This is a genomic window from Plantactinospora sp. ZYX-F-223 (genome assembly GCF_039649625.1).
Lineage (GTDB): Bacteria > Actinomycetota > Actinomycetes > Mycobacteriales > Micromonosporaceae > Plantactinospora.
Map to the genome: position 1 here is coordinate 165,084 of NZ_JBDJAV010000005.1, position 22,867 is coordinate 187,950.

Here is a 22,867-nt window from a genome sequence, read left to right on the forward strand (position 1 = left end):
CTCCGTCCGGCGGGAGGGGTCCGTCCGGCGGGAAGGGTCCGTTCGGCGGGAAGGGTCCGTCCGGGGTGAGGGGTCCGCTCGGCGGGAGAATCCGGGGATGGTTCGGCGGGAGGGGGCCGGGATGCGGCTGTCCGTGGGGTGCGCGATGTGGACGCACAAGTCCTGGCAGGGGCGGTTCCTGGCGCATCCGCTGCCGGCCTCCGAGCGGCTGCGCTCCTATGCGAGCTGGTGCGACGCGGTGGAGGGGAACACCACCTTCTACGCGACTCCGACCCGGGAGACCGTGGCGTCCTGGGCGCAGCAGACCGACCCGGGCTTCCGCTTCGTGATCAAGATACCCAAGCTCATCACGCACGAACACCGGCTCACCGACGTCGACGAGCCGCTCCGGATCTTCCTGGACGCGATCGAGCCACTCGGCCCCCGGGCGCATGCCCTCTGGATCCAGTTGCCGGGGTCGTTCGCCCCCGGCGACGTCGCCGTGCTCGCCCGCTTCCTGCGCCGGCTGCCCGGCTCCCACCGGTACGCCGTCGAGGTCCGCGACCCCGCGTTCTTCGCCGACCCCCGCGCGACGCGGCTGCTGGAAGGGGTACTCGCCGACGCGGCCGCCGAGTGGATCCCGTTCGACACCACCGCGTTCTTCCAGGCTCCGCCGAGCAGTGACGCGGAGCGGGACGCCTGGACCAAGAAACCCCGGATGCCGCTCCGGACGGTCGCGCTGACCGACCGGCCGATCGTCCGGTACCTCGGTCGCGACGATCCCGCCCGGACCGTCGAGGGCTGGCGGCACTGGGTCGACGTCACCGTCGGCTGGCTGCGCGAGGGCCGCTCGCCGACGGTCTTCGTGCACACCCCGGACAACGCCGACGCGCCGATGCTCGCCCGCCGCTTCCACGACGAGGTGCGGGCCCGGGTACCCGAAATCGACGCGCTGCCGGAGCCGATCCCGGCCGAGCCGCTGACCCTCTTCTGATCCGCGCGACGCGGCCTGCCCGCCGAGGCGGAGCGGTCAGCGGACCCGGATCCACTCGCTGGGGCCGTTGCCGAAGAACCGCATCGTGTCACCGGTGCAGATGTATTCGGTCGGCTCCAGCAGCAGCGACAGCGGCACGCTGGCGTTACGACTGCCGCCACGGTAGAGCACGATGGTCCCCTTCGCCCGTACGCCGCTGACGTACTCGACGCCGTTGCGGTGGTAGACGTTGGCCGAGGCGGTGCCCCGGGTCCGCTCCCGCCATTTGACTCCACGGTAGGTCGCGGTCTTGTCCGTGGTCTTGTTGAAGTTCAGCGTCACCTTGCCGTCCGCCGTGTAGGTCTGTACCGTCCCGGCCCCGCCGCTGAACTGGATGCTCTGATTGTCGATCTTCTTGTCCGACTGGCCGCCGAGACTGCGCCAGGTGCCGACCATGCAGGCGTCCACCCCGGCGGCGGTCACCGTCGGCGTGACGGACGGGCGCGGCGACCCGCTGGCGCCGGGTGTCGCCGAGGCGCTGGCCGAGGCGGCACCGGTCGACCCCGTACCACGATTCGGGTCGCCGCCCCCGGCGACGGCGGCGGCGACGGTGGCCGTGGCCAGCACGGCGGCGACCGCCACGGCCGCACCCGCGACCTGCGCCCGCCGGGACCGGGACAGCGCTGCCCACCGGCCGAACCGCCCGCCCGGCGCGCCGGCGCCCGCGCCGGCGGTTGCGGGCTCGGCGGTCGGCGGCACCGCCGTCGCACCGACGGTGGCGGGCCCGCCGGAGCCGACCGGGATCCGCAGGCTCCCCTCGGCAACCACCAGTTCCGGCTGCTCCACCACGCTCGGGGCGATATCCAGGGCCCGGTGCAGCGCGGTGGCGACCGCCGGCATCCGGCTGGATCCGCCGGAGAGGAAGACCGCCGCCACCGCCGACTCCCCGTCGTCCAGCCGGCCGAGCAGGGTGCGGGTGGTCGTCACGGTACGGGCGACGACCGGGGCGGCCAGCTCCTCCAGCTCCTCCCGGCCGAGCGGCAGGTCCACGTCGAAGAGTGGTACGTGGACCAGCGTCGTGGTGCTCCGGGTCAGCATCTCCTTGCCGGACCGCGCGTTCGCCCAGAGCTGCTGGCTGGCCCGCCGGTCGGAGGTGGTGTCCGGGCTGGTCAGCCGGGCCCACAGGCGCTCGTCCCGGCTGCCGATCGCGGTACCGATCCGCGCCACGATGGCGGCGTCGATGTCGAGCCCGCCGCAGTCGGCGAGCCCCTCGGTCGCCAGCACCTCGAACCCGTCGGGGTTGCGGCGTACCACGGTCACGTCGAAGGTGCCGGCGCCGAAGTCGTAGACCACCGCGCACCGCCCGACCGGCAGGTCCCGGCCGGCCACCTCGACGAAGAAGTTGGCGGCGGCGACCGGCTCGGCGACCAGGCGTACGGTCGGCAACACCTTGTTGGCCGCGGCCAGTAGGGTGCCGCGACGGTGCGTGCCCCAGGCGGCCGGATAGGTCAGCACCGCCTCGGTGACCGGCTCGGTGGTGATCAGGCGTACCTCGCTGGCCACCCGGCGCAGCGGCGCGGCGAACAGCTCCTCGACCGACATCTCCCGGCCGCCGAGCAGCACGGTGCCCTCGTCGACGCAGCGCTTCGGATAGGGCTCGTAGGACTGTGGCAGCGAGAGGGCGGTGTGCAGCGCGTCCTGGCCGACCAGCAGCCGCTCGCCGGTGTCGGCGCAGACCGCCGAACGCAGCAGCGGCGACCCGTCGAAGAGCAGCGGCCGAGGTTCCCGGCCCGGCAGAGCCAGCACCGCGACCGTGTTGTAGGTGCCGAAGTCGATGCCCAGTCTCGCGCCCGCGCCACGCACAGCGAACACGGTACGGGAGCGGCGCCCCGCCATGGTCGCCCGTTCGGTCGCTTCCTCGCCGGAGACGACAGCGCGGGCCCGACCGGGATCCGGCCGGGCCCGCGGGGTGCGGTATCGGTGGGAGTGGGTCAGGCGGTCGGCTGCGCCTCGCCCGAACCGAGGGCCGAGGTGGCCGGGCTGCCGGAGGTGACGGCGATCCGGCGGGCCCCGCCGGTGCCGTCGGCGTACGCGCCGGCGACCCGGACCTGGAGTACGCCCGCCTCGTACGAGGCGGTGACCGCGTCCGCCGTCAGGTGCGCGGGAAGCCGGAACGCGCGCCGGAACGAGCCGTACCGGACCTCGCGCAGGCTGCGTCCGTCCCGCTCCTCGGCCCGCTCGTCACGCCGCTCACCCCGGACGACCAGCCGGCCGGAGTCGACCTCCACGGTCACGTCCTGCTCGACGTCGACCCCGGGCAGCTCCACTCGGACGACCGCGTCGGCGCCGTCCCGGACGATCTCGGCCGGCGGGGTGAAGCCGGTCGACCGGGCGGTCGGCCAGCCGGTGGTGGTGCCGAAGGCGTTGCGCACCAGGGCGTCGAACTCCGCGAACGGGTCCCGCCGGGTCCACAGCGACAAGGTGCTCATGGGTGCTCTCCTCGGGTGCTATGTGGCCGGTCGTCCCGACCGGCACCCGGGATAACTTGAGTCGACCCGACTCAATTCCCGGCCCGTCTCGGTTTCCTCCCGACGACGGTTCCACCGGCGGCGGCCGGTCAGAGCCAGCCGTTGTCGGTGGCGATCCGGTACGCCTCCGCCCGGCTGGCGACTCCGAGCTTGCCGACGGCGGCAGCCAGGTGGTTGCGTACCGTGCCCTGCGACAGGGAGGTACGCCGGGCGACGGCCGAGACGGTCGCGTCGGTACCGGCCAGCCGGAGTACCTCCAACTCGCGCGGAGTCAGCGGGCACTCGGGCGCGATCAGCGCCTCGGCCGCCAGCGTCGGGTCGACGTAGCGTGCCCCGCCGTGCACCCGCCGGACGACGTCGGCCAGCGCGCCGCCCGGGGCGCCCTTGGCCAGGAAGCCCCGGGCGCCGGTGGTGAGTGCCCGGCGCAGGTGCGCGGGCCGGCCACGACCGGTCAGGATGACCACCGCGCAGGACGGCAGCGTCCTGGCCAGTTCGGCGGCGACGCCCAGCCCGTCCAGTGCCGGCATCTCCAGGTCGACCACCGCGACGTCCGGCCGGTGTGCCAGCGCGGCCTGCACCGCCGTCCGGCCGTCGCCGGCCTGTGCCACCACCTCGATGTCGGGTTCCAGCTCGAGCAGGGCGGCGACCGCCACCCGGATCAGCTCCTCGTCATCGGCGAGCAGTGCCCGGATCATGCCCGCCCCCGCCCCGCCGGTACCGGTGCCGGTGCGCACCACTCACCCGACCTGTCCACCGCCGCCGTCGTGTCCGCCGTTACCCCGTCCACCGCCGTTGCCCTGTCCACCGCCGTTGTCACGTCCATCGCCGTTGCCCCGTCCACCGCCGTTGCCCTCCGTCCGTGGTCTCGGAACCTGCGGCTCCATCCCGCCGGGGGCCGCCCCGTCCAGCGCATCGGGGGCCAGCCCGTCCGGCTTCGTCCCGCCCAGCGCATCCGGCTCCGCCCCGTCCAGCCCGTCCCGCTCCGCCCCGTCCAGTGTGTCCGGGGCCGGCACGACGGCCTCGACCGTGAAGACGCCGTCGCGGTGCTCGGTCCGGAGTGTTCCGTCGGCGTCGGCCAGCCGGTCGGCGAGGCCGCGCAGCCCCGAGCTGTGCCGGTCTGGGGCGGCCGGTCCCGCCCCGTCGTTGGCGACGGTCAGCCGGAACCGGTCGGCGTCCCGCCCGACCTCGATCGTGCACCAGGTGGCCCGGCTGTGCCGCAGCAGGTTGGTGCTCGCCTCGCGCAACACCGGAGCCAGTTGGGCGGCGACCTCCGCCGGTACCTCATCGGGCGGCTGTGCGACCGTGCAGCGTACGCCGGAGGAGCGGAGTACCTCGGCGGTTGCCGCCAGTTGTTCGCGCAGGTCGACCACGCGGTAGCCGTGCACCGCCTCGCGTACCTCGGCCAGGGCCGAGACGGCCAGCCGCTGCACCTCGGCCGCCTCCCGCCCGGCCCGTTCCGGGTCGACCGAGGCGAGCCGGGCCGCGAGTTCGGCCTTCAGCGCGATCACCGAGAGGTGGTGGCCGAGCAGGTCGTGCACGTCCCGGGCGAACCGGAGCCGCTCCTGGGTGGCGGCCAGCCGGGCCTGGGCGCTCCGGCCCTGCTGCGCCTGCACCAGCAGGTCCCAGAACCACACCTGGAACCAGCCGATCGCCGCGACGGAGAGCCCGATGCCACCGGTGATCAGCAGGTGGTCCGACACCTCGCCCCCGGTCCACCGGGCCACCCCGACCGCCACGGCGACGGTCGCCGCCACCACCAGGGTCGCGGTCCGGCGGCCGAGCAGCAGCGGCGCGGTGCCGACGATCGAGGCGCCCAGCCAGGCCCAGGTCGGCCAGTGCCCACCCGCGACCGGGCCGACCAGCGGTACGGAGGCGACGGCGGTTCCGGCGTACCCGGCCAGTGCCCGGCGCCGGGCCGACGTGGTCAGCCAGGGCGTGAGCAGGACGTACAGCGCCACGATCTGGGCGGTGGCTACGGCGACGATGCCGACCGAGCCGAGCACGGTCCACACCGGATCCGGCTCGCGGGCCAGTCCGATCCCCGGCATCATCAGGGCGGTCAGCAGCGTGCTGACCAGCGCGACCAGGGTGGCGATCCGGGGCCGGCGCAGCCGTGGATCACGCCCCGGCGGGTCGGAAGGGCTCGCCATCGGCCGATGCTATGTCCCCGGGCCCGAGCGATGCCGGCCGCCCGTCTCCACCCGCGCCGGGGCGGCTGATTCCCGATTCGCGTCGTACCTCACTTGTAGAGAAACGGGTCACGGTGGTTGCGGCGACGACGGCGCCTCATCAGGCGCCGTACGACGGATAGGACTGACCTCAACGTTCGTGGCCAAACCATTTTCCCCCCGAGGGGTGTGCGGCGGGGACCGGTAGGTGGGATCGCTAACATCCCCGCGCAAAATATCGTCCCGGATCGTGTCCGGCAACACCCTGGAGCGGTTGGCCCCGCTGACTCCTCCGGCTCACGTCGCAACGCTCCGGGCTCGACAGGTATGCCGTGGGAGCGCGTCCATTTGATCATGCTCGACCCCTTGACGATTGTCGTCCCATCGTATTGAGTCAATATCGATCCGAACGGGCAATGCACCCGACGACGGGAAAGGCAGGGGGTGGCATGTCCGTGTCCCGGTTTGCTTTGGCATGCCCCGGAGGATTTCTCCGGACCAATGGCGATCAAATAGTTGACGGCGACGGACAGCCGGTTATCTGGCGGGGGATTGGCCTCGCCGGTTGGCTCAACTTCGAGAACTGGATGACCGGTTTCCCGGCGTACGAGCAGGGCATGCGGGCCGCCGTGCGGGACGTGCTCGGCCCGGAGCGGGCGGCGTTCTTCTTCGACCGCTTCCTGGAGCACTTCTTCACCGCCGACGACGCCCGGTTCATCGCCGAGCTCGGCTGCAACGTGGTCCGGATCCCGGTCAACTACCGGCACCTGGAGGACGACCGGCGACCGTTCGAGATCGTGGAGTCCGGCTTCCGCCACCTGGACCGGGCGATAGAACTGCTCGCCGCGTGCGGCGTACGCACCATCATCGACCTGCACGCGCTGCCCGGCTGGCAGAACCAGGACTGGCACAGCGACAACCCCACCCACGTGGCCCAGTTCTGGCAGCACCCGCACTTCCAGGACCGGGTCGTACACCTCTGGCGGGAGATCGCCGGCCGCTACCGGGACGAGCCGTGGGTGGCCGGGTACAACCCGGTCAACGAGCCGGCCGACCCGAGCGGGGAGGTGATCGGGCCGTACTCCCGCCGGCTGGTCGAGGCGATCCGCGAGGTCGACCCGGAGCACATCGTGATCCTGGAGGGCAACCGCTACTCCAACGACTTCGACGTGTACGGCGAACCACTGCCCAACGTCATCTACTCGCACCACGACTACGCGCCGCCCGGCTACGTCCCGGACGGTCGCTACCCCGGCGTGGCGTACCTGACCCACGTCTGGGAGTCCCCGGACGGCGTCGGGTACGAGCACGGCATCCTGCTGCCGGACCAGTCCCGCGACCAGTACTTCGACGCGAGCGTGCTGGAGCGGACGTACCTCAAGCGCAGCGAGTACATGCTCCGCACCGGCACCCCGGTCTACGTCGGCGAGTTCAACGCGGTCTTCACCGGCGAGCCCGAACGGGACCGGATGCGGCTCGACCTGCTCGCCGACCAGTTCGAGATCTACACCCGACACCGGGCCAACTGGGCGTTCTGGCCGTACAAGGACATCGGGGTGGCGGCGCCGCTGACCGTGGACCCGGACAGCCCGTGGATGCGCCGGATCCGGCCGGTACTGGAGAAGAAGGCCCGGCTCGGCGTCGACCTGTGGGGCGGCCGGCACGACCACATCCAGCAGGTGATGCGCCCGCTCAAGGAACTCTTCGCCCGGGAGTTCCCGGACTACCTGCCGTTTCCGTTCGGCAGCGAGTTCCTGATCGGCCGGCTGGTGCCGCAGATCCTCTTCGCCGAGGCGCTGCTGCCGGAGTTCGGCGAGCTGTTCCGGGGCATGGACGAGTCGGCGATCGACGAGATGATGGCCTCGTTCCGGTTCGACCGGTGCCGGCCGCGCCAGCCGTTGGTCGAGCTGCTGCGCCGGGCCTGCGCCCGGCAGGCGCCGGTGTGAGGCGATGTCGTCGACCACCGGGGCTCCGGCCCTGGCCCGGCCCCGCGACCTGCCCAGGCCGGCGGCACCCCCGCCCGGGCGCAAGGACACGCTCCGGGCCGAGCTGATCGACACCTTCGAGCTGCGGATGCGGCGGAACCTGTGGCGCCCCGGCGACGTCACGCTGCTGCGGGCACTCGGCGGCGCACGCCGGATCCTCGCCGTCTGCGACCGGCCGGAGCAGGGCCGCCGGCTCGACGCCTACCTCGGCTACTGGCGGGAACGCGGTGTGCTCGACCAGCACCGGACGGTCGACGCCGGCGACCTCGCCGCGCCGGGCAACCCCGATCCGGTACGCGCGGTGGTGCGGGCCGCCGTCGCGACCGGGCTCGGCCGGCGGGACGCCTTCGTCTCCCTCGCCGGGCCGGCGGCAACCGCCACCACCGCGCTGGCCGCCGCGATGTACCGCCGGTACGCCCACGTGGTCCGGATGCACGACGAGTTGCCGTCGCTGCTGGCCTCGCTGCACTGGAGCACCCGGGTGGTGGCCGGCGAACCGGCGCTCGCCGCCGAGACGCGGGATCCCGTACTGCTGGTCGACGTGGACACCCTGCTCGCCGATCCCACCCCGGTACGCCCAGACGAGGAGTCGGGGATCCGCCACCTCGCCGGCTACGACGACGTACTCGCCGGCCGGCTCGACTTGGCCGCGGAGCCGGCCCTGATCCGGCAGGCGGCGCTGGCCGCGGTGGCCCGGCTGCTGCACCGGCACGGCTCCGGGGCCAGCCGGATCTGGCCACCACCCCCACCGGCACCCGGCGCACCCCGGGCACCCTCGGCATCCGCGGCCGGGGTGGTGCCCTCGGCATCCGCCGTGCCGGTGGCGCCGTCGGTGTCGGGCGCGCCGGTGGCGCCGTCGGTGTCGGGCGTGCCGGTGGCGCCGTCGGTGTCGGGCGTGCCGGTGGCGCCGTCGGTGTCGGGCGTGCCGGTGGCGCCGTCGGTGTCGGGCGTGCCGGTGGCGCCGTCGGTGTCGGGGGCGCGGGCGTCGGCGGTACCGGGGCCGGGAACGGGACCGGGGTGGTGGCCGCCGGTGCCGGCACCGGTCCGGGCGCACCGGATCCGGAAGCTGGGCTACCGGGTCGCCTTCACCGCCGGGGTCCTCGCCCCGGACAACCCGGTGCTCTCCGGCTACCTGCCGGCCGGTGCCCGGGTGCTGGCGGTGGTGGACGACTACTCGCCGACCGTCACCGCCGCTGTCCGGGACGCGCTCGCCCGGCGGTACCGGCAGGGTCGGCTCGCCGGCTGCACCGTGCTGCCGGTGCGCAGCTCGCCCGGGGGCAAGACCTACGAGGCCGCCGGCCGGCTGCTGCGGCGGGTCCGCCGGCTCGGCCTGGGCCCCGCCGACCGGATCCTGGCGGTCGGCGGCGGGACCGTACTCGACCTGGTCGGCTTCGTCGCGGCCTGCCATCCCGGCGGTACGCCGTACCTGCGCGTCCCGACCACCCTGGTCGGGCTGGTCGACGCGGGGGTCGGGCTGAAGGTCGGCGTCGACCTGGACGGCCGGAAGAACCTGCTCGGGGCGTACCACCCGCCGCTGGCCTGCCTCTGCGACGCCGGGTTCCTGGCGACCCTGCCGGAGGCCGAGTTCCGGTGCGGGCTGGCCGAGATCGTCAAGATCGCACTGGTCCGGGACGCCCGCCTCTACACCCTGGTCGAGGAGCACCACGCCGTGCTGCGCGACCCCGGCGCCGCCCCGGTGCTCGACGAGGTGCTCCGGCGCGCGGTCGCCGCGATGCTGGTCGAGCTGGAGGAGAACCCCTGGGAGCGGCGGCTGCGCCGGCTGGCCGACTTCGGCCACGAGTTCGGGCACGTGCTGGAGGAGCGGTCCGGCTACCGGCTCCGGCACGGCGAGGCGGTGGCGGTCGGAATGGCGCTCTCCTGCCGGCTTGGCGTGGCCGCCGGGCGGCTGCCGTACACCGTCGCCGACCGGGCCGAGACGCTGCTGCGCCGGATCGGGCTGCCGACGTACGACGACTGCTGCGACGCCGCCGAGCTGTGGCGGGCGCTGCGCACCCACGTACTGCCGCACAAGGGCGGCGAGCTGCACCTGGCCGTACCGGTCGGGATCGGGGTCGGCGGGTTCGTCGACTCGATCGACGAGATCGGCGCGGCGGACCTGCACCGGGCCTGGTCGGTGTTGTGCCGCCGGGCCGGTACGCCGACCCCGACCACCGGAGCCGGCGAACCGGCGGCGGCTCGGGCGTGGAGCGACTCGTGACCGGACGCACGGAGCAGGACGGCCAGGTGCACGTGCCGGAGCAGGACGGGCGGCCGGGCGGGACGGCGGGGCCGGAGCGGCAGCGGCGGCCGGGTGGCACGGCGGGGGCGGAGCAGGACGGGTGGCCGGAAGCTGCCGCGACGGCGGAGCGGGGCGTGGTGGTCGACGTCGGCGGCACCTGGACCCGGTTGGCGTTGGCCGAGGCGGGACGGCTGGTCGGCGAGGTGCTCCGGTTCGCCACCCCGAACCGGCGCGGCCGGCCGGGCGTTCCGCTCGCCGCCGTCCGCGACGAGCTGCTGGACCGGATCGCCGAGGAGGCCGACCGGCTGCACCGAACCGCCGAACCCGCCGGCCGGCGGGAGGTCGGGGTCGCCTTCGGTGCAGTGGTCACCGCCGAGGGGGTGGTCCGGGACGCCAGCGTGCTCTGGCAGGCGCAGTCGGCCGGCTACGACGTACGGGCGGCGCTGCGGGCACGGCTGCCGTGGGCCCGGGTGACCGTACTCAACGACGTGGCCGCGGCGGCCTGGCACTACCGGCGGCTCGGCCGGTTCGCCCTGCTCACCGTCAGCACCGGCGTGGCGGTCAAGGTCTTCGACGACCGGCTTCCCGGCACCGCCAAGGTGCTCGCCGACCCGGCCGGGTTGGGCGGGGAGATCGGGCACGTGCCGGTGGAGCCGAGCCGGCTCGACGCGGTGCCCGGTGGGCCGGCCGGTGCCGCCCGGCTCGGCCGGGCCGCCGCCGCCGGGGACCGGGCCGCCCGCGAGCAACTGGCCGGGCTGGACCTGCCGTGGTGCGACTGCGGCGCGGTGGCCGACCTCTGCGCGTACAGCTCGGGGCCGGCGGTGGTGCGGGCGGCGGTCCGGCGGGCCCGGCGGGATCCGGCCGACTTCGCCGGTTCGGTACTGCACCGGATGGTCGGCGGCGATCCGGACCGAATCGACGGGCGGGCGCTCGCCGACGCCGCCCGCGCCGGCGACGCGTTCGTCACCGACCTGCTGCACGCGGCGACCCGGCACCTCGCGGTGGCGCTGTTGCAGGTCTGCGCGCAGCTCGGGCTCCGCTCGGTGGTGGTGGTCGGCGGCTTCGCGCACGGTGTCGGCGCGCCCTGGTTCGCCGCGCTGCGCGAGTGGCTGGCGAGGCTCTGGGTCGACGCCGGCTGGTTCTCCGGCTGGACGGCCGCCGAGCGGGCCGGGCTGCTGCACGTACCCGGCGACGCCGAGCACGCCACCCTGGCCGGGATGGCCGGCTACCTCGCCGCGCGACAGGCCGAGACCCGCGAGGTGGTCAAGCCGGTCGGCGAGGCGCGGCTCGTCCTGACCACCGGCACCCGGCCGCGCTGCGGCCGTGAGCAACTGCTGCTCAAGCCCAGGTACGCCGGCCTCTGCGGCACCGACCTGGAGATCCTGCGCGGCGAACGGGGCGTGGAGCCGGGAGTGCTCGGGCACGAGTGCGTGGCCGAGGTGGTCGAGGTGGGCGCGTCCGTCTCCGGCCTGCGCCCCGGTGACCTGGTGACGCTCAACCCCAACCACCCGACGGACGACTACCTCAAGCTCGGTCACAACCTGCCCGGGGTGTTCCGGGACCTCCTCGTCAGCGACCTCGGTGCGCTGGCCCAGGGGCAGCTCGTCGGGGTGCCGCCGGGCTGCGGCCCGGAGTGGGTGCTGCTGGAGCCGCTGGCGGCGGTGCTGCGGGCGCACCGGACCCTCGCCGGGGACTGGGCCGGCCGGGACGTCCTCGTCGTCGGTGCCGGCGTACTCGGCCTGCTGCACGTCGCCGTCGCCCGCGCCCGCGGCGCCCGTACGGTGACCGTGGCCGCCCGGACCGACCGGCGGCTCCGGGCCGCCGTCCAGCGTGGCCTGCCGGCCCCGGACGCGGTGTTGCCGCTCGCCCCCGGACTCGCCGCCGGAGTCCGCTCGGCCACCTGCGGCCGGGGCGCCGAGCTGGCCGTGCTGGCGGTGGCCGGTGACGGCGGGCCGGCGGCGGCCGAACTGAGCTGGCCGGCGCTGGCCGACGGGGCCGGCCTGCACCTGTTCGGTGGCTTCCGGCCCGGCCGGCTGCTCCAGGTCGGCGGCGGCACGATGCTGGACCCGGGGCCGGTGCGGGCCGGCGGCGGACGCCGGGTGGTGCGGAATCCGGCCGGTGGCCGGTGCACCGTGGTCGGCTCCCGGGGCGGTCGGCCCGGCGACTTCACCGCCGCCCGCGAACTGCTCACCGGCGGCACCTCTCCGGCCACCCCCGCGCTCGACCTGGCGCCGCTGGTCAGCCACCTCGTCTCGCTGCCCGCGCTGCCGGGTGTGGCGACCGAACTGCTCGACCACGGTACGGTCGCCGGCGGCTCGGCGCTGCGGGTCGTGGTCGACTTCCGGCTCGACGGCACGGTGGTGGCCCCGGCTCCCCCGGTACCGGCCCGACGACGGGGTACGCCGTGACCGCGCGGCACTGGGGAGCCGAGCCGAGCGGCGCCGAGCTGTGGGCGTACGTGCGGGCCGCCGCCAGCGGTGACCGGCACGGGCCGGCCGGTACGGTCGCCGCGCTGGCCAGCCTCGCCGGAGTGCCCCGGCTCGGCTGGGTACGCCCGCCCGCCTGGCCCCGGGTCTCCCGGCTCACCGCCGAGCGGGGCGGCGGTACGCTGCTGCGCGGCTGCCGCCGGGCGGTCTTTGCCGGCACCGGGGGCTGGGCCTTCGGGCTGCGGGCGATCTGCGAGGCGGTGCCGGGGCAGTCCGTCATCCGGGTACTGGACTCCCTCGACCCGGCGACGGTGCACCGGACACTCGGCGAGTCGGGCGGGCGGGGAGCCGTCGCCGGGTTCGCGGTCAGCGCCTCCGGGCGTACCCGGGAAACCCGGCTGCTGGCCGCCACCCTCGCGCTGGCCCGGCACCGGACCGGCGGGGCGGCCCCGGCCTGGCTCTGCGAGCGCGGCGGCACCCTCTCGGTGGGCGGCGGGCCCGACCAGGTGGCCCTCTACCACGCCCCGCTCTCGGTGCCGGCGCTGCTCGCGGCCCGGATGCTGAGCTGGCCGCACTTCGACGACACCTACCGGGCGTTCGCCGGTGCGGCCCGGACGATCGGCGAGTGGGCCGGCGAGGAGTCCGCCCGGTTGCCGGCGACCGGCCGGCCCCGGGTGCTGTTCCGGCTGCCGCCCGGCGCCGGCCCGGGACTGCGACTCTGGACCCTCCAGGCGGCCCGGCAGGGTTGGGGCGGCAAGTCCGAGCGGTTCCGGCCGTGGCCGGACGTGGCGGCCGAGCCGACCTCCGGTGCGCTGGTGGTCGACGTCGCGGCGGGCATCTCCGGGCTGTCCCGGCCCGGTGGACCGGCCGGCGCGGTCGCCGCCGCGATGGCCGCCTGCTACGCGGTCGCCGCCCTGGTGGCCTGCGTCGCGGTACGGCACGGGCTGCGGTTCGCCACCCACGACGCGGTGCAGCACTACAAGCGGCTGCTGCCGGTGAACCCGACCGCCGCCGACCGGCCCGCCGGGGCCGGCGCGGTGGCCAGCGGTGACGAACTGGCCGGAGTACTCGGCGGCTGGCTGGCGCAGCGGCCCGACCTCACCGCCGTGCACGTCGTCGGCTACGGCGCCGGCCCGGCCGGTGCGGTCGGGGCGGAGTGGCTGGCGCGGCGGCTCGGCCGCCCCGTCGAGGTGCACGAGGGCAGCGGCTGGAACCACCACTCCTACCAACTGGTCTGGCACACCCGCTCGGTCGGGGTGGCGGTGTTGCTCGCTCCGGCCCGGCCGGTCGGCACCGGTGACCCGGCCCTGGACGGTGCCCTGGCGGCCCAACGGCACACCCTGGACGCGATCGCCGGTGCCACCCACCGGTCGCTCGCCCCGCGCAGCCTGCTGCTGCACTGGCACGACAGGCCGGAGCGGGTCCGATGACGTTCCGGATCGGCATCGTGGGCGCCGGGTTCCTGACCCGGCGGGCGCTGCTGCCGGCGATCGCGGCCGCCGACGACCTGCGCCTGGTCGCCGTACTGGACTGCGACGAGGCGGCGCTGCGGGCGGTGGCCGCCGAGGCGCCGGGGATCTGGGCCGGGACGGACGTCCGGGACTTCCTGCGTACGCCGCTGGACGGGGTGCACGTGGCCACGCCCAACCGGCGGCACGCCGAGTACGCCTGCCGGGCGCTGGCCCGGGGCATCCCGACCCTGGTGGAGAAGCCGCTCGCCGACACCGTCGCGGGTGGACAGTGGATCCTGCGCGCCGCGACGGCCTCCGGCGCACCGGCGATGGTCGGCTACATGTCCCGGTACAACGCCTACAACCGGGCGGTGGTCGAGCTGGTCCGCTCCGGGCGGCTCGGCGCGCCCCGATCGATCTCCGCCTGCCACCTGGGGTACCGGCAGGGGGACTGGCGCAACCGGCGGGCCGAGAGCGGCCTCGGTTGCCTCGGCGACCTGGCCGTCTATCCGTTGCTGACCGCGGTCGACGTCTTCGACGCGGCCCCGACCGCCTGCCGGGCCACCGGCTATCCGGCCGGCGACCGGGAGCAGACCGAGATCTTCGTCGAGGCGACCGTGTGGTTCGGCGAGGAGCGGCGGCTCCAGGTCGAGTCGTCCTTCACCGAACCACCGCAGACCGGCGTGTCGCGCTACACCGTCGTCTGCGAGCGGGGCCTGCTGGTGGTCCGGAACTCGTGGGCGATGGACTCCGGCGGATCGGTGCTGGTCTGTGCCGACGGCGGGCGGCGCTGGCTGCGCCCCGAGCCGGTGGATCCGTACCTCGCCCAGTACCGGGCGTTCGCCGCCAGCGCGGCGGGGCAGCCGGTACCGGCCGAGGTGGGTGTCGCCCGTGGACTGCGGGACCTGCGGGTGCTGCACGCACTCGAACGAAGCGTCGCCAACGGCGGAGTGCGGTTGGCGTTGACCGGAGGGCAGAACTGATGAAGCTCGTCCTGCACAGCTACACCTTCCGCCGGTACCCCCTGCGGCACGTCTTCGCGGTCGCCGCCCGGCACGGCTGGGACGGCGTCGAGCTGGTGCACTTCCACTTCGACCCGGCCCGGGTCGAGACCGAGGTCGCGGCCGCGGCGGCGCTCGGCCGGCGGTACGGGGTGGGTGTGCACTGCGTCGGCTACACCGGTGACTTCGTCGGCGACGACCCGGCGGCCCGGACCGCCTCGCTGGCCCTGGTCGAGCGGACCATCTCCGCCGCGGCCGAGCAGGGGATCGAGCTGGTCAACGGCTGGTCCGGGACGTTGGAACGGGATCCGGACGACTGGCGGGTCAACGGCAGCGCCCTGGCCGAACAGGTGCACTACGAACGGGCCGCCGAGGGTTACCGCCGGCTCGGCGAGTACGCGGCCCGGCACGGCGTACGGGTGGGGGTGGAGGTGTATCCCGGCTCGGTGCACGACACGGTGGCCGGCACCGCGAAGCTGTTGGCGATGGTGGACCATCCGGCCGTGGTCGCCACGGCGGACCCGGGCAACGCCTACGTGGTCAGCCCGGCCGACCGGGATCCGGCCGTGCTCGACCAGCTCGCCGGCCGGCTCGGCTACTTCCACCTGAAGAACCTGCGCCCGGACGGCGGGCGGGCCGACTTCAACGTGGACACCGCCGACGGGGTGCTGGACAACTACGCCTGGATCACCAAGGCGGACTCGCTCGGCGTACCGGCGATCTGCGTCGAGTACTGCGGGGACGGTGACCCGCATCCGCCGATCGCCCGGGCCGGCGACTACGTACGCGACTGCCTGGCGCTCCGCGCCGACCTCGCGCGCCGGCACGCGGCGGCCGAGACGGCGGCGGCCGGGGAACTGGCGACCGGGCCGGCGGCGCTGGCCGCAGCGGCGGGGTCCGGTCGGTGAGCGCGCCGGGGGCACCCGTCCGGCCGGTGCGCTGGGGCGTGCTCGGCACCGGCTGGATGGCCGGCCGGTTCGTCGAGGACCTGCTGCGGCTGCCGGACGCCGAGGTGGTGGCGGTCGGTTCCCGTACCGGGGAGGCGGCCGAGCGGTTCGCCACCCGGTACGCGATCCCGCATGCCCACGGCAGTTGGGCCGGGCTCGCCGCCGACGACCGGGTCGACGTCGTCTACGTGGCCACCCCGCACGCCAGCCACCACGCCGCCACCGCGCTCTGCCTGGACGCCGGGCGGTCGGTGCTCTGCGAGAAGCCGTTCACCCTCAACGCCGGCCAGGCCGTCGACCTGGTGGCCCGGGCCCGCTCCGCCGGCCTCTTCCTGATGGAGGCGATGTGGATGCGCTGCGTACCGGCGATCCGCCGGCTGGTCACCCTGGTCCGGGACGGCGCGGTCGGGGTGCCCCGGCTGGTGCAGGCGGACTTCGGCCTGGTGGGGCCGGTCGATCCCGGCCACCGGCTGCGGGACCCGGCGCTCGGCGGCGGTGCCCTGCTGGATCTCGGGGTCTATCCGGTGACCCTGGCCCACCTGCTGCTCGGGGCGCCCGACTCGGTCACCGGGCTCGCCACGCTGAGCCCCTACGGCATCGACGAGACCACCGCGCTGGTGCTGGGCTATCCGGACGGGGCGCTGGCCAGCCTCTCCTGCTCGATCGTCGCCGACACGCCGTGGACGGCCACGGTCTGCGGCAGCGCCGGCCGGATCGAGCTGGACCGGGGGTTCTTCCGGCCCGCCCGGCTGACCCTGCACTCCGGCGACGGCGAGCCGCGGATCGTCGAGGTGCCCTACCAGGGGGAAGGGTTCGTGCACGAGGCGGTCGAGGTGATGCGCTGCCTGCGGGCCGGGCTGACCGAGAGCCCGCTCGCCACCCTGGCCGACACCGTGGCGGTGCTGCGGATCCTGGACGAGGTCCGGGCCCGGACCGGGGTGCGCTACCCGGCCGACGACGACCGGCAGCCGCCGGACGGCCGTCCGGCGGCTGCCGGCCAGCCGGCGAGGTTACGGGAAGACGACCCGGTTGCGCAGGCTGCCGACGATCCGGCCGCAGCGCATCGCGCACCGGGTCACCCAGACGGCCCGGGACGTGCGCGACCGGACCAGATCGGGCAGGTGGCGCAGGAGCCAGCGCCACTCCCGGGCGGCCGGCCGGATCGAGCGGGGTAACCCGGCGGCGGCGAAGTCGCGGTACAGCCGGGGGTGGCTGAGGCCGTACGAGTAGTACTGCCGGGCCATCTCCCGGAGCCGGCGGCGCAGCCGGTAGTGCACCACGGCGTCCGGCAGCGCCCCGATCGGGTACCCGGCGAGCTGGGCCCGCCAGAAGAAGCTCACCTCGTCCGAGCCGTACCGGTAGGCGGGGTCGAAGCCGCCCAGCTCCTCGAAGACGGCCCGGCGTACCCCGCAGTTGGCGCCGAGCGCGTACGGGAGGAAGTCGAATCCTTCCTGGAGCGAGCCGGCCGGTTTCTCGGGGCGGGTGGCCAGCGAGACGTCGTCGTTGAGCAGCCGGCGTTCGACGTGGCCGCCGACGGCCGGGAACTCGGCGAGTCCGCGTACCATCTCGGCCACCCACCCGGGCGCGACCACGTCGTCCTGGTCGCAGAAGAGCAGCAGCTCGCCCCGGCTCACCCGGCAGCCCTCGTTGCGGGCGTAGCTGGTGCCGGCCCGGGCGCCCGCCCGGTGCAGCCGGAGCCCGGGCAGCCGGCCGGCGTTGGCGGCGACCAGTTCGGGCGTACCGTCGGTGGAGCCGTTGTCGACCACGACGAGTTCCCAGCGCCCGGAGTAGGTCTGCCGGGCCAGCGCCGCCAGTTGCGCGCCGATCGTCGCGGCGCCGTTGCGGGCCGGCATGATCACCGACACCAGCCCGGGACTGGCCCATCCGGCCGGATCCGCCGCCGCGCCGGGCGCGGCGGCGGTCATCGGTCGTCCGGTCATCGGCGGCTCCGTCCGCTCAGTGGAAAGCGCAGCCGCTCGTCAGCGTCGAGCCAGCGCAACATCGCGGCGGCGAAGTGCTGGTGCCCCTCCCGGAGCGGATGGTCCCAGTTGCCGAACGGCACCCGGCCGAAGACCATCTCCCGGAAGGTCTCCTCCGGTCGGGGCGGCAGCGCTCCGAAGACCAGGTCGGCGCGGAGCGCGCGCATCACCGGTACCGCCTCGGCCGGGATCGGGTCGGGCAGGATCTCCCAGGCGAACGCGAACCGGCTCGGTACCCCGCGACCCGTGAGGTGGTGCTCCAGCAGCAGCCAGTCCACGAAGAAGTTGACCGTCTCGCCGGTGGTGCTGAACAGGTGCCGGAGGTACGCCTTCGACGGCTTGTCCCCCTCGGCGGCCTTCCAGTCGGCCACCCGCTGCCAGTGCAGCTCGCCGGGGAGCGCCGGGCGTACCCCGAGGTCGGGGCGGACCGGCCCGTCCTCGATCCCGCTGTCGTGGTATTCGTTGCGGCTCAGCGCGGTCCACATGTTGACGAAGAGGAGCTGGTCGTACCCGATCCCGTGCGCCGCCCGGATCGACTCCAGGTGCTGCACCGTGGTCCGGACGGCCCGCCGGTTGGAGCCGCCGTCGCAGGCCAGGTTGACCACGCCGATGCCGAGTTCCCGGCCGAGTACGGCCGGCCAGGCGTCCCGTTCCGGTTCGGCCAGTTCGGCACCCCGGGCGAAGCTGCAGCCGTTCACCACGAGCAGCCGGATCGTGCTCATGCCGCCGACCTCACCCCGTCCGTGCTCGCTGGCGCGCCGCCATGGGAACGCTCCCACATGACGACGGAGGTAAATATATCCAAGCGCCGTCGGGGCGGGCAACGGGGTGTCGGAGGCTCTCCGTCGAGCCGTTCGCCCGGCTGTCCGCTTGACCGCGGGGATCCGGGCCGTCCAGGTGCCGATGGCCATCCCGAAGAGCGGGAACAGCAGCGACACCGCGACCCGGCCACGGCGCAGCGCGGCGGGGTCGGCGAGGGACGGCGGCGGCACGGACACCCCCAACGGAAGCGGAAGGATCTCAGCCGACCCCCGTCACGGTCACTCGGCAAGCCCCTGCTGGGCGGCCCGGGCTCGCACGAACGCCTCGATGCCGTCCAGCACCCGTTGCAGCCCGAACTCGAACGAGCGGGCCGGGTCGGCCGGGGCGTTGTGCTCGGCACCGGCCGCCGCGCCGACCCGGGCCGCCACGGGATACCGCTCGGGATCGAACACCTGCTCCAGCAGGGGTGCGAAGCGCTCCCACCACTCCTGGACGGTCATCCCGGTGCGCTGCTGCACCTGGGCGGCCTCCACGGCGCCGCGTACCGCGCCGTGCACGTAGTCGGCGACCAGGCCGACCAGGAAATCCATCTCGATGTCGGTCAGGCCGAGCCCGGCGACGGCGGTGAGTTCGCGGTCGTACTTGGCCACCGAGTTGGGGCCGAGCACCGGAAGGCTGGTCGCGACCTGGAGCAGCCAGGGGTGCCGGCGGTAGCGGTCCCAGTTCTCCCGGGCCAGCCGTTCCAGCCGGCTCCGCCAGTCGCCCTGGTCGTCGTCCGGTCGGACGGTCCGGGCGTGCACGGTGTCGACCATCACGTCGATCAGTTCGGCCTTGCCCGGCACGTACGTGTAGAGGGACATCGCGGTGACGCCGAGTTCGTCCGCGACCCGTCGCATGGACAGGCCCGCCAGCCCCTCGCGGTCGGCGATCTCGATCGCCGCCCGGACTATCCGGTCCACCGTGAGCTTGGGTTTCGGGCCCCGCCGGGGCCGATCGGGTACGCCCCAGAGCAGCTCCATGCTCCGCTTCGGGTCACCACTGCCGCTGTACTCCGTCGTCACCTCGTCATTCTCCCCGGCTTGAATTCCTTACAGCGTACGCGATAGTCTGTGGCCGTAACCCTGTACGGCGTACATGATTGGAATGGTCATGCACGACAACGCTCTGGCGATCCGAGCCGAGGGGCTGTGCAAGCGGTACGGCGACCGGCTCGCCCTGGACGGGCTCGACCTGCGCGTCCCGACCGGTACCGTGCACGGCCTGCTCGGGCCGAACGGCGCCGGCAAGACCACAGCGGTACGCATCCTCACCACCCTGCTCCGGTTCGACGCCGGTCGCGCCGAGGTGGCCGGCTACGACGTGGCCCACCAGCCCGACCAGGTCCGCTACCGGATCGGGCTGGTGGGGCAGTACGCGGCCGTGGACGAGATCCTGTCCGGCCGGCAGAACCTGGCGATGTTCGGGCGGCTCTACCACCTGCCCGGTGCGGTGGCCGACCGCCGGGCGGACGAACTGCTGGACCGGTTCGGGCTGACCGACAGCGCGGACAAGCCGGTCGGGCGGTACTCGGGCGGGATGCGGCGCCGGCTCGACCTGGCCGCCGGGCTGATCCTGGCCCCGGCGGTGCTCTTCCTCGACGAACCGACGACCGGGCTCGACCCGCGCGGTCGCAACGAGGTGTGGGCGGCGGTACGCGCCCTGGTCGGCGCCGGCACGACCGTACTGCTCACCACTCAGTACCTCGACGAGGCGGACCAACTCGCCGACCGGATCTCGGTGGTCGACGCCGGCCGGATCGTCGCCGACGGTACGCCGGACGCCTTGAAGAGCCGGCTCGGCGGCGACCGGATCGACGTCGTGCTGCACCGGGTCGACGACCTGCCGGAGGCGGCCGCGCTACTCGGGCGGATCACCGACGGACCCGTCGCCCGGGACGACGACGACCGGCGGATCAGCGCGCCGGTGCGGGACCGGATCGGCACCCTCACCGCGCTGGTGCGCGGGCTCGACGAGCGGGGCGTCGCGGCCGAGGACATCGCGCTGCGCCGGCCGACCCTGGACGAGGTGTTCCTGCACCTCACCGGTACCGGGACCGAGGCACGCACCGAGGCCCGGGCCGAGCGCACCTCCGGTGCCGGCACTGCCGTACCGGCCGGTCGCGCCCGTCCCGGGGACGGCGAACGGGCCGGCGACGAGGACCGGGAGGTGGCGCGATGACCACGACGACGATCCCGTCCCCGCCGCGAAATGCCGCGCACCGGCTGCGCTGGGTGGTCGCGGACAGTTGGACGGTCACCCGCCGCGACCTGCTCCACTGGACCCGTCAACCGGTACAGATCGTCCTCGGCCTGCTGTTTCCGATCATGGTGGTACTGATGTTCGGCTACCTGTTCGGCGGCGGCATGGCGGTGCCCGGCGGTGGCGGCTACCGGGAGTTCCTGATGCCGGGCATGTACGCGATGACCATGCTCTTCGGCATCGAGGCCACCTACGCCGCGGTTGCCACCGACGCCGCCCGGGGGATCACCGACCGGTTCCGGGCGCTGCCGATGGCCGGCTCGGCGGTGGTGGTCGGCCGCAGCGTCGCCGACCTGCTGCACGCCGCGCTCGGGCTGGCGGTGATGGTCGGGTGTGGACTGGCGGTCGGCTGGCGGTGGCACGGCGGCCTCGCCGCCGCGCTGGCCGGGGTCGGGCTGCTCCTGCTGCTCCGGTTCGCCGTGCTCTGGGTCGGTATCTACCTCGCCCTGCTGCTGCGTAACCCGGAGGCGCTGGTCGCGTTGCAGGTGCTGGTCTGGCCGGTGCTGTTCCTCTCCAACGCCCTCGTCGCGCCCGAGACCATGCCGGGCTGGCTGGGCGTCGTGGCCGAACTGAACCCGCTCTCCGCGACGGTCTCCGCCACCAGGGAACTCTTCGAGAATCCCGGCTGGGGGGAAAGCTCCTGGCTCGGCCGCTACGCGGTGCCGCTGGCGCTGGGCTGGCCGATCCTGCTGACCGCGATCTTCCTCCCGCTCTCGGTACGCCTGTACCGGCGACTCGACCGGTAGCCAGCGCCCCGACGGCCGTACGCCCCGCCTGGTGGGGGCGTACGGCCGGGGTTGCGGCAGCCGGTCAGGGGTATCCGACGGCAAGCCCGGAAGTGGCTGCCCAGCGCGCCGGAAGAGAACATCACGCCGGAAGAGAACATCACGCCGGAAGCGAACATCCGCCGGAAGAGGACATCACGTCGGAAGAGGACATCATGCCCCTCCTACCCGTTGAACCGAGCCGACCCGACACCATCGTGCTGATCCACGGCCTGTGGCTGACCTCCCGGAGTTGGGAGCACTGGGCCGACCGGTACCGGAGTGCCGGGTTCGAGGTGCTGACGCCGGCCTGGCCCGGCATGGACTCCGACGTCGAGGCGTTGCGCCGTGACTCCGGGGCGATCGCGGAGCTGACCTCGGGCCAGATCGTCGACCACTACGAGCGGATCATCCGCGACCTGCCCACCCCGCCGATCATCATGGGGCACTCGATCGGCGGGGCGTTCGCCCAGATGCTGCTGGACCGTGGGCTGGGCGCGGCCGGAGTGGCGATCGACCCGGCAGCGGTCAAGGGAGTGGTCCGGCTCCCGCTCTCCACCCTCAGGGCCAGCCTGCCGGTGCTGCGCAACCCGGCGAACCGGCACCGGGCCGTACCGCTGAGCCTGGACGAGTTCCACTACGCCTTCACCAACACCATGTCCCGGGCCGAGGCGGAGCGGGTCTACCGGCGCTACCACGTACCGGCCGCCGGGCACGTGCTGTTCGAGGCGGCGCTGGCGAACCTGAACCCCCGGGCCGCGCTGCGGGTGGACTTCGGCAACGAGCGCCGGGCACCGCTGCTGCTGATCGCCGGCGGCGCCGACCACGTGGTGCCGCCGTCGGTGACGAAGGCGACCGCCGGGCGCTACCGGAAGTCGAGCGCGGTCACCGGGTACAAGGAGTTTCCCGGCCGGCCGCACTACACGGTGGGGCAGCCCGGTTGGGAGGAGGTCGCGGACTACGCGCTCAACTGGGCCGTACAGGCGGCGAAGCCCGGGCAGCCGCAGCCCCGCCGCTAGCCGGCGGCCTGTGCCGGCCGCGCCGTCCGTCCGCACCGGTACCGGACGGCGCGGTTCAGGCCGCGCCGCCAGCCGTCGCCGGGCCGCCGACCACCGGTGTCCAGGGCCGTACCGCGACCACGCTGACCCCGGGCGTCCGGTAGTAGGGGTCGACGTCGAGGGCCCGCCGTACCGCCGCTTCGTCCGCGTCGAAGAGCAGCAGCGCGCCCGAGTCGTCCGCCCAGGGCCCGGCCGCCAGCAGAGCGCCGTCGGCGTGCAGTCGGGCCAGAAGTTCGCGGTGGGCCGGCCGGGCGGCCAGCCGGGCCGCGGGGTCGCCGGTGAAGCGCAGTTCCACAACGATCATGTACA

At 74.5% G+C, this 22,867-nt stretch carries 18 protein-coding genes and 1 pseudogene; 11 read left to right on the plus strand and 8 right to left on the minus strand.

Going from position 1 to position 22,867, the window contains the following annotated elements:
* Positions 1–145: 145 nt before the first annotated feature.
* Positions 146–973: a DUF72 domain-containing protein gene (locus AAH979_RS07210; RefSeq protein ID WP_346257336.1), complete on the plus strand. Its 828-nt coding sequence runs from the start codon at positions 146–148 to the stop codon at positions 971–973.
* A 36-nt stretch (positions 974–1,009) separates the two neighbouring features.
* On the opposite strand, the gene AAH979_RS07215 is transcribed toward AAH979_RS07210, so the two are convergent.
* The 4 genes from AAH979_RS07215 to AAH979_RS07230 form a co-directional block, all read right to left on the minus strand.
* A complete protein-coding gene (locus AAH979_RS07215; protein WP_346257238.1) occupies positions 1,010–2,815 on the minus strand; it encodes an Hsp70 family protein in 1,806 nt (601 codons plus the stop codon).
* 128 nt (positions 2,816–2,943) lie between these two features.
* Positions 2,944–3,441 (minus strand): Hsp20/alpha crystallin family protein, encoded by a 498-nt coding sequence (locus AAH979_RS07220; RefSeq protein WP_346257239.1) that lies wholly within the window; start codon positions 3,439–3,441, stop codon positions 2,944–2,946.
* A 128-nt stretch (positions 3,442–3,569) separates the two neighbouring features.
* Complete coding sequence (locus AAH979_RS07225; protein ID WP_346257337.1) at positions 3,570–4,175, minus strand: response regulator transcription factor; 606 nt, start codon at positions 4,173–4,175, stop codon at positions 3,570–3,572.
* A gap of 42 nt (positions 4,176–4,217) precedes the next feature.
* Positions 4,218–5,630 carry a histidine kinase gene (locus AAH979_RS07230; protein ID WP_346257240.1) on the minus strand — a complete coding sequence of 471 codons (1,413 nt, stop codon included), beginning with the start codon at positions 5,628–5,630 and terminating at the stop codon, positions 4,218–4,220.
* A 605-nt stretch (positions 5,631–6,235) separates the two neighbouring features.
* Between AAH979_RS07230 and AAH979_RS07235 the strand changes: the two genes are divergently transcribed.
* The 7 genes and pseudogenes from AAH979_RS07235 to AAH979_RS07265 form a co-directional block, all read left to right on the plus strand.
* On the plus strand, positions 6,236–7,594 hold the full coding sequence (locus tag AAH979_RS07235) for a cellulase family glycosylhydrolase (protein ID WP_346257241.1): 1,359 nt from the start codon (positions 6,236–6,238) through the stop codon (positions 7,592–7,594).
* 4 nt (positions 7,595–7,598) lie between these two features.
* Positions 7,599–9,851 carry a hypothetical protein gene (locus AAH979_RS07240; RefSeq protein WP_346257242.1) on the plus strand — a complete coding sequence of 751 codons (2,253 nt, stop codon included), beginning with the start codon at positions 7,599–7,601 and terminating at the stop codon, positions 9,849–9,851.
* Positions 9,848–12,280: an ROK family protein gene (locus AAH979_RS07245; protein WP_346257243.1), complete on the plus strand. Its 2,433-nt coding sequence runs from the start codon at positions 9,848–9,850 to the stop codon at positions 12,278–12,280. The genes AAH979_RS07240 and AAH979_RS07245 overlap by 4 nt, the downstream gene beginning before the upstream one ends.
* Complete coding sequence (locus AAH979_RS07250) at positions 12,277–13,728, plus strand: hypothetical protein (protein WP_346257244.1); 1,452 nt, start codon at positions 12,277–12,279, stop codon at positions 13,726–13,728. Before AAH979_RS07245 ends, AAH979_RS07250 begins: the two co-directional genes overlap by 4 nt.
* A complete protein-coding gene (locus AAH979_RS07255) occupies positions 13,725–14,732 on the plus strand; it encodes a Gfo/Idh/MocA family oxidoreductase (protein WP_346257245.1) in 1,008 nt (335 codons plus the stop codon). The genes AAH979_RS07250 and AAH979_RS07255 overlap by 4 nt, the downstream gene beginning before the upstream one ends.
* Entirely contained in the window at positions 14,732–15,658 is a 927-nt protein-coding gene (locus tag AAH979_RS07260) for a sugar phosphate isomerase/epimerase family protein (RefSeq protein ID WP_346257246.1), read from the plus strand. The genes AAH979_RS07255 and AAH979_RS07260 overlap by 1 nt, the downstream gene beginning before the upstream one ends.
* 26 nt (positions 15,659–15,684) lie before the next feature.
* Positions 15,685–16,644 (plus strand): annotated as a pseudogene (locus AAH979_RS07265) (Gfo/Idh/MocA family oxidoreductase); the annotation flags it as partial.
* Between the two features lie 63 nt (positions 16,645–16,707).
* Here AAH979_RS07265 and AAH979_RS07270 read toward each other — a convergent pair.
* The 3 genes from AAH979_RS07270 to AAH979_RS07280 form a co-directional block, all read right to left on the minus strand.
* On the minus strand, positions 16,708–17,637 hold the full coding sequence (locus tag AAH979_RS07270; RefSeq protein WP_346257247.1) for a glycosyltransferase: 930 nt from the start codon (positions 17,635–17,637) through the stop codon (positions 16,708–16,710).
* The gene (locus AAH979_RS07275) at positions 17,634–18,398 is read right to left on the minus strand and encodes a DUF6071 family protein (protein ID WP_346257248.1); all 765 of its coding nucleotides are present in this window, start codon (positions 18,396–18,398) and stop codon (positions 17,634–17,636) included. The genes AAH979_RS07270 and AAH979_RS07275 overlap by 4 nt, the downstream gene beginning before the upstream one ends.
* A 318-nt stretch (positions 18,399–18,716) precedes the next feature.
* Positions 18,717–19,499, minus strand: a complete 783-nt coding sequence (locus tag AAH979_RS07280) for a TetR/AcrR family transcriptional regulator (RefSeq protein ID WP_346257249.1) — start codon at positions 19,497–19,499, stop codon at positions 18,717–18,719.
* An 88-nt stretch (positions 19,500–19,587) separates the two neighbouring features.
* On the opposite strand from AAH979_RS07280, the gene AAH979_RS07285 reads away from it, so the two are divergent.
* The 3 genes from AAH979_RS07285 (at position 19,588) to AAH979_RS07295 (ending at position 22,519) form a co-directional block, all read left to right on the plus strand.
* Positions 19,588–20,655, plus strand: coding sequence for an ATP-binding cassette domain-containing protein (locus AAH979_RS07285; protein ID WP_346257250.1), 1,068 nt, complete (start codon positions 19,588–19,590; stop codon positions 20,653–20,655).
* On the plus strand, positions 20,652–21,482 hold the full coding sequence (locus AAH979_RS07290; protein ID WP_346257251.1) for an ABC transporter permease: 831 nt from the start codon (positions 20,652–20,654) through the stop codon (positions 21,480–21,482). The genes AAH979_RS07285 and AAH979_RS07290 overlap by 4 nt, the downstream gene beginning before the upstream one ends.
* Before the next feature lie 194 nt (positions 21,483–21,676).
* Positions 21,677–22,519 carry an alpha/beta fold hydrolase gene (locus AAH979_RS07295; RefSeq protein ID WP_346257252.1) on the plus strand — a complete coding sequence of 281 codons (843 nt, stop codon included), beginning with the start codon at positions 21,677–21,679 and terminating at the stop codon, positions 22,517–22,519.
* 55 nt (positions 22,520–22,574) lie between these two features.
* On the opposite strand, the gene AAH979_RS07300 is transcribed toward AAH979_RS07295, so the two are convergent.
* Positions 22,575–22,862, minus strand: a complete 288-nt coding sequence (locus AAH979_RS07300) for a YciI family protein (RefSeq protein ID WP_346257253.1) — start codon at positions 22,860–22,862, stop codon at positions 22,575–22,577.
* Positions 22,863–22,867: the final 5 nt, after the last annotated feature.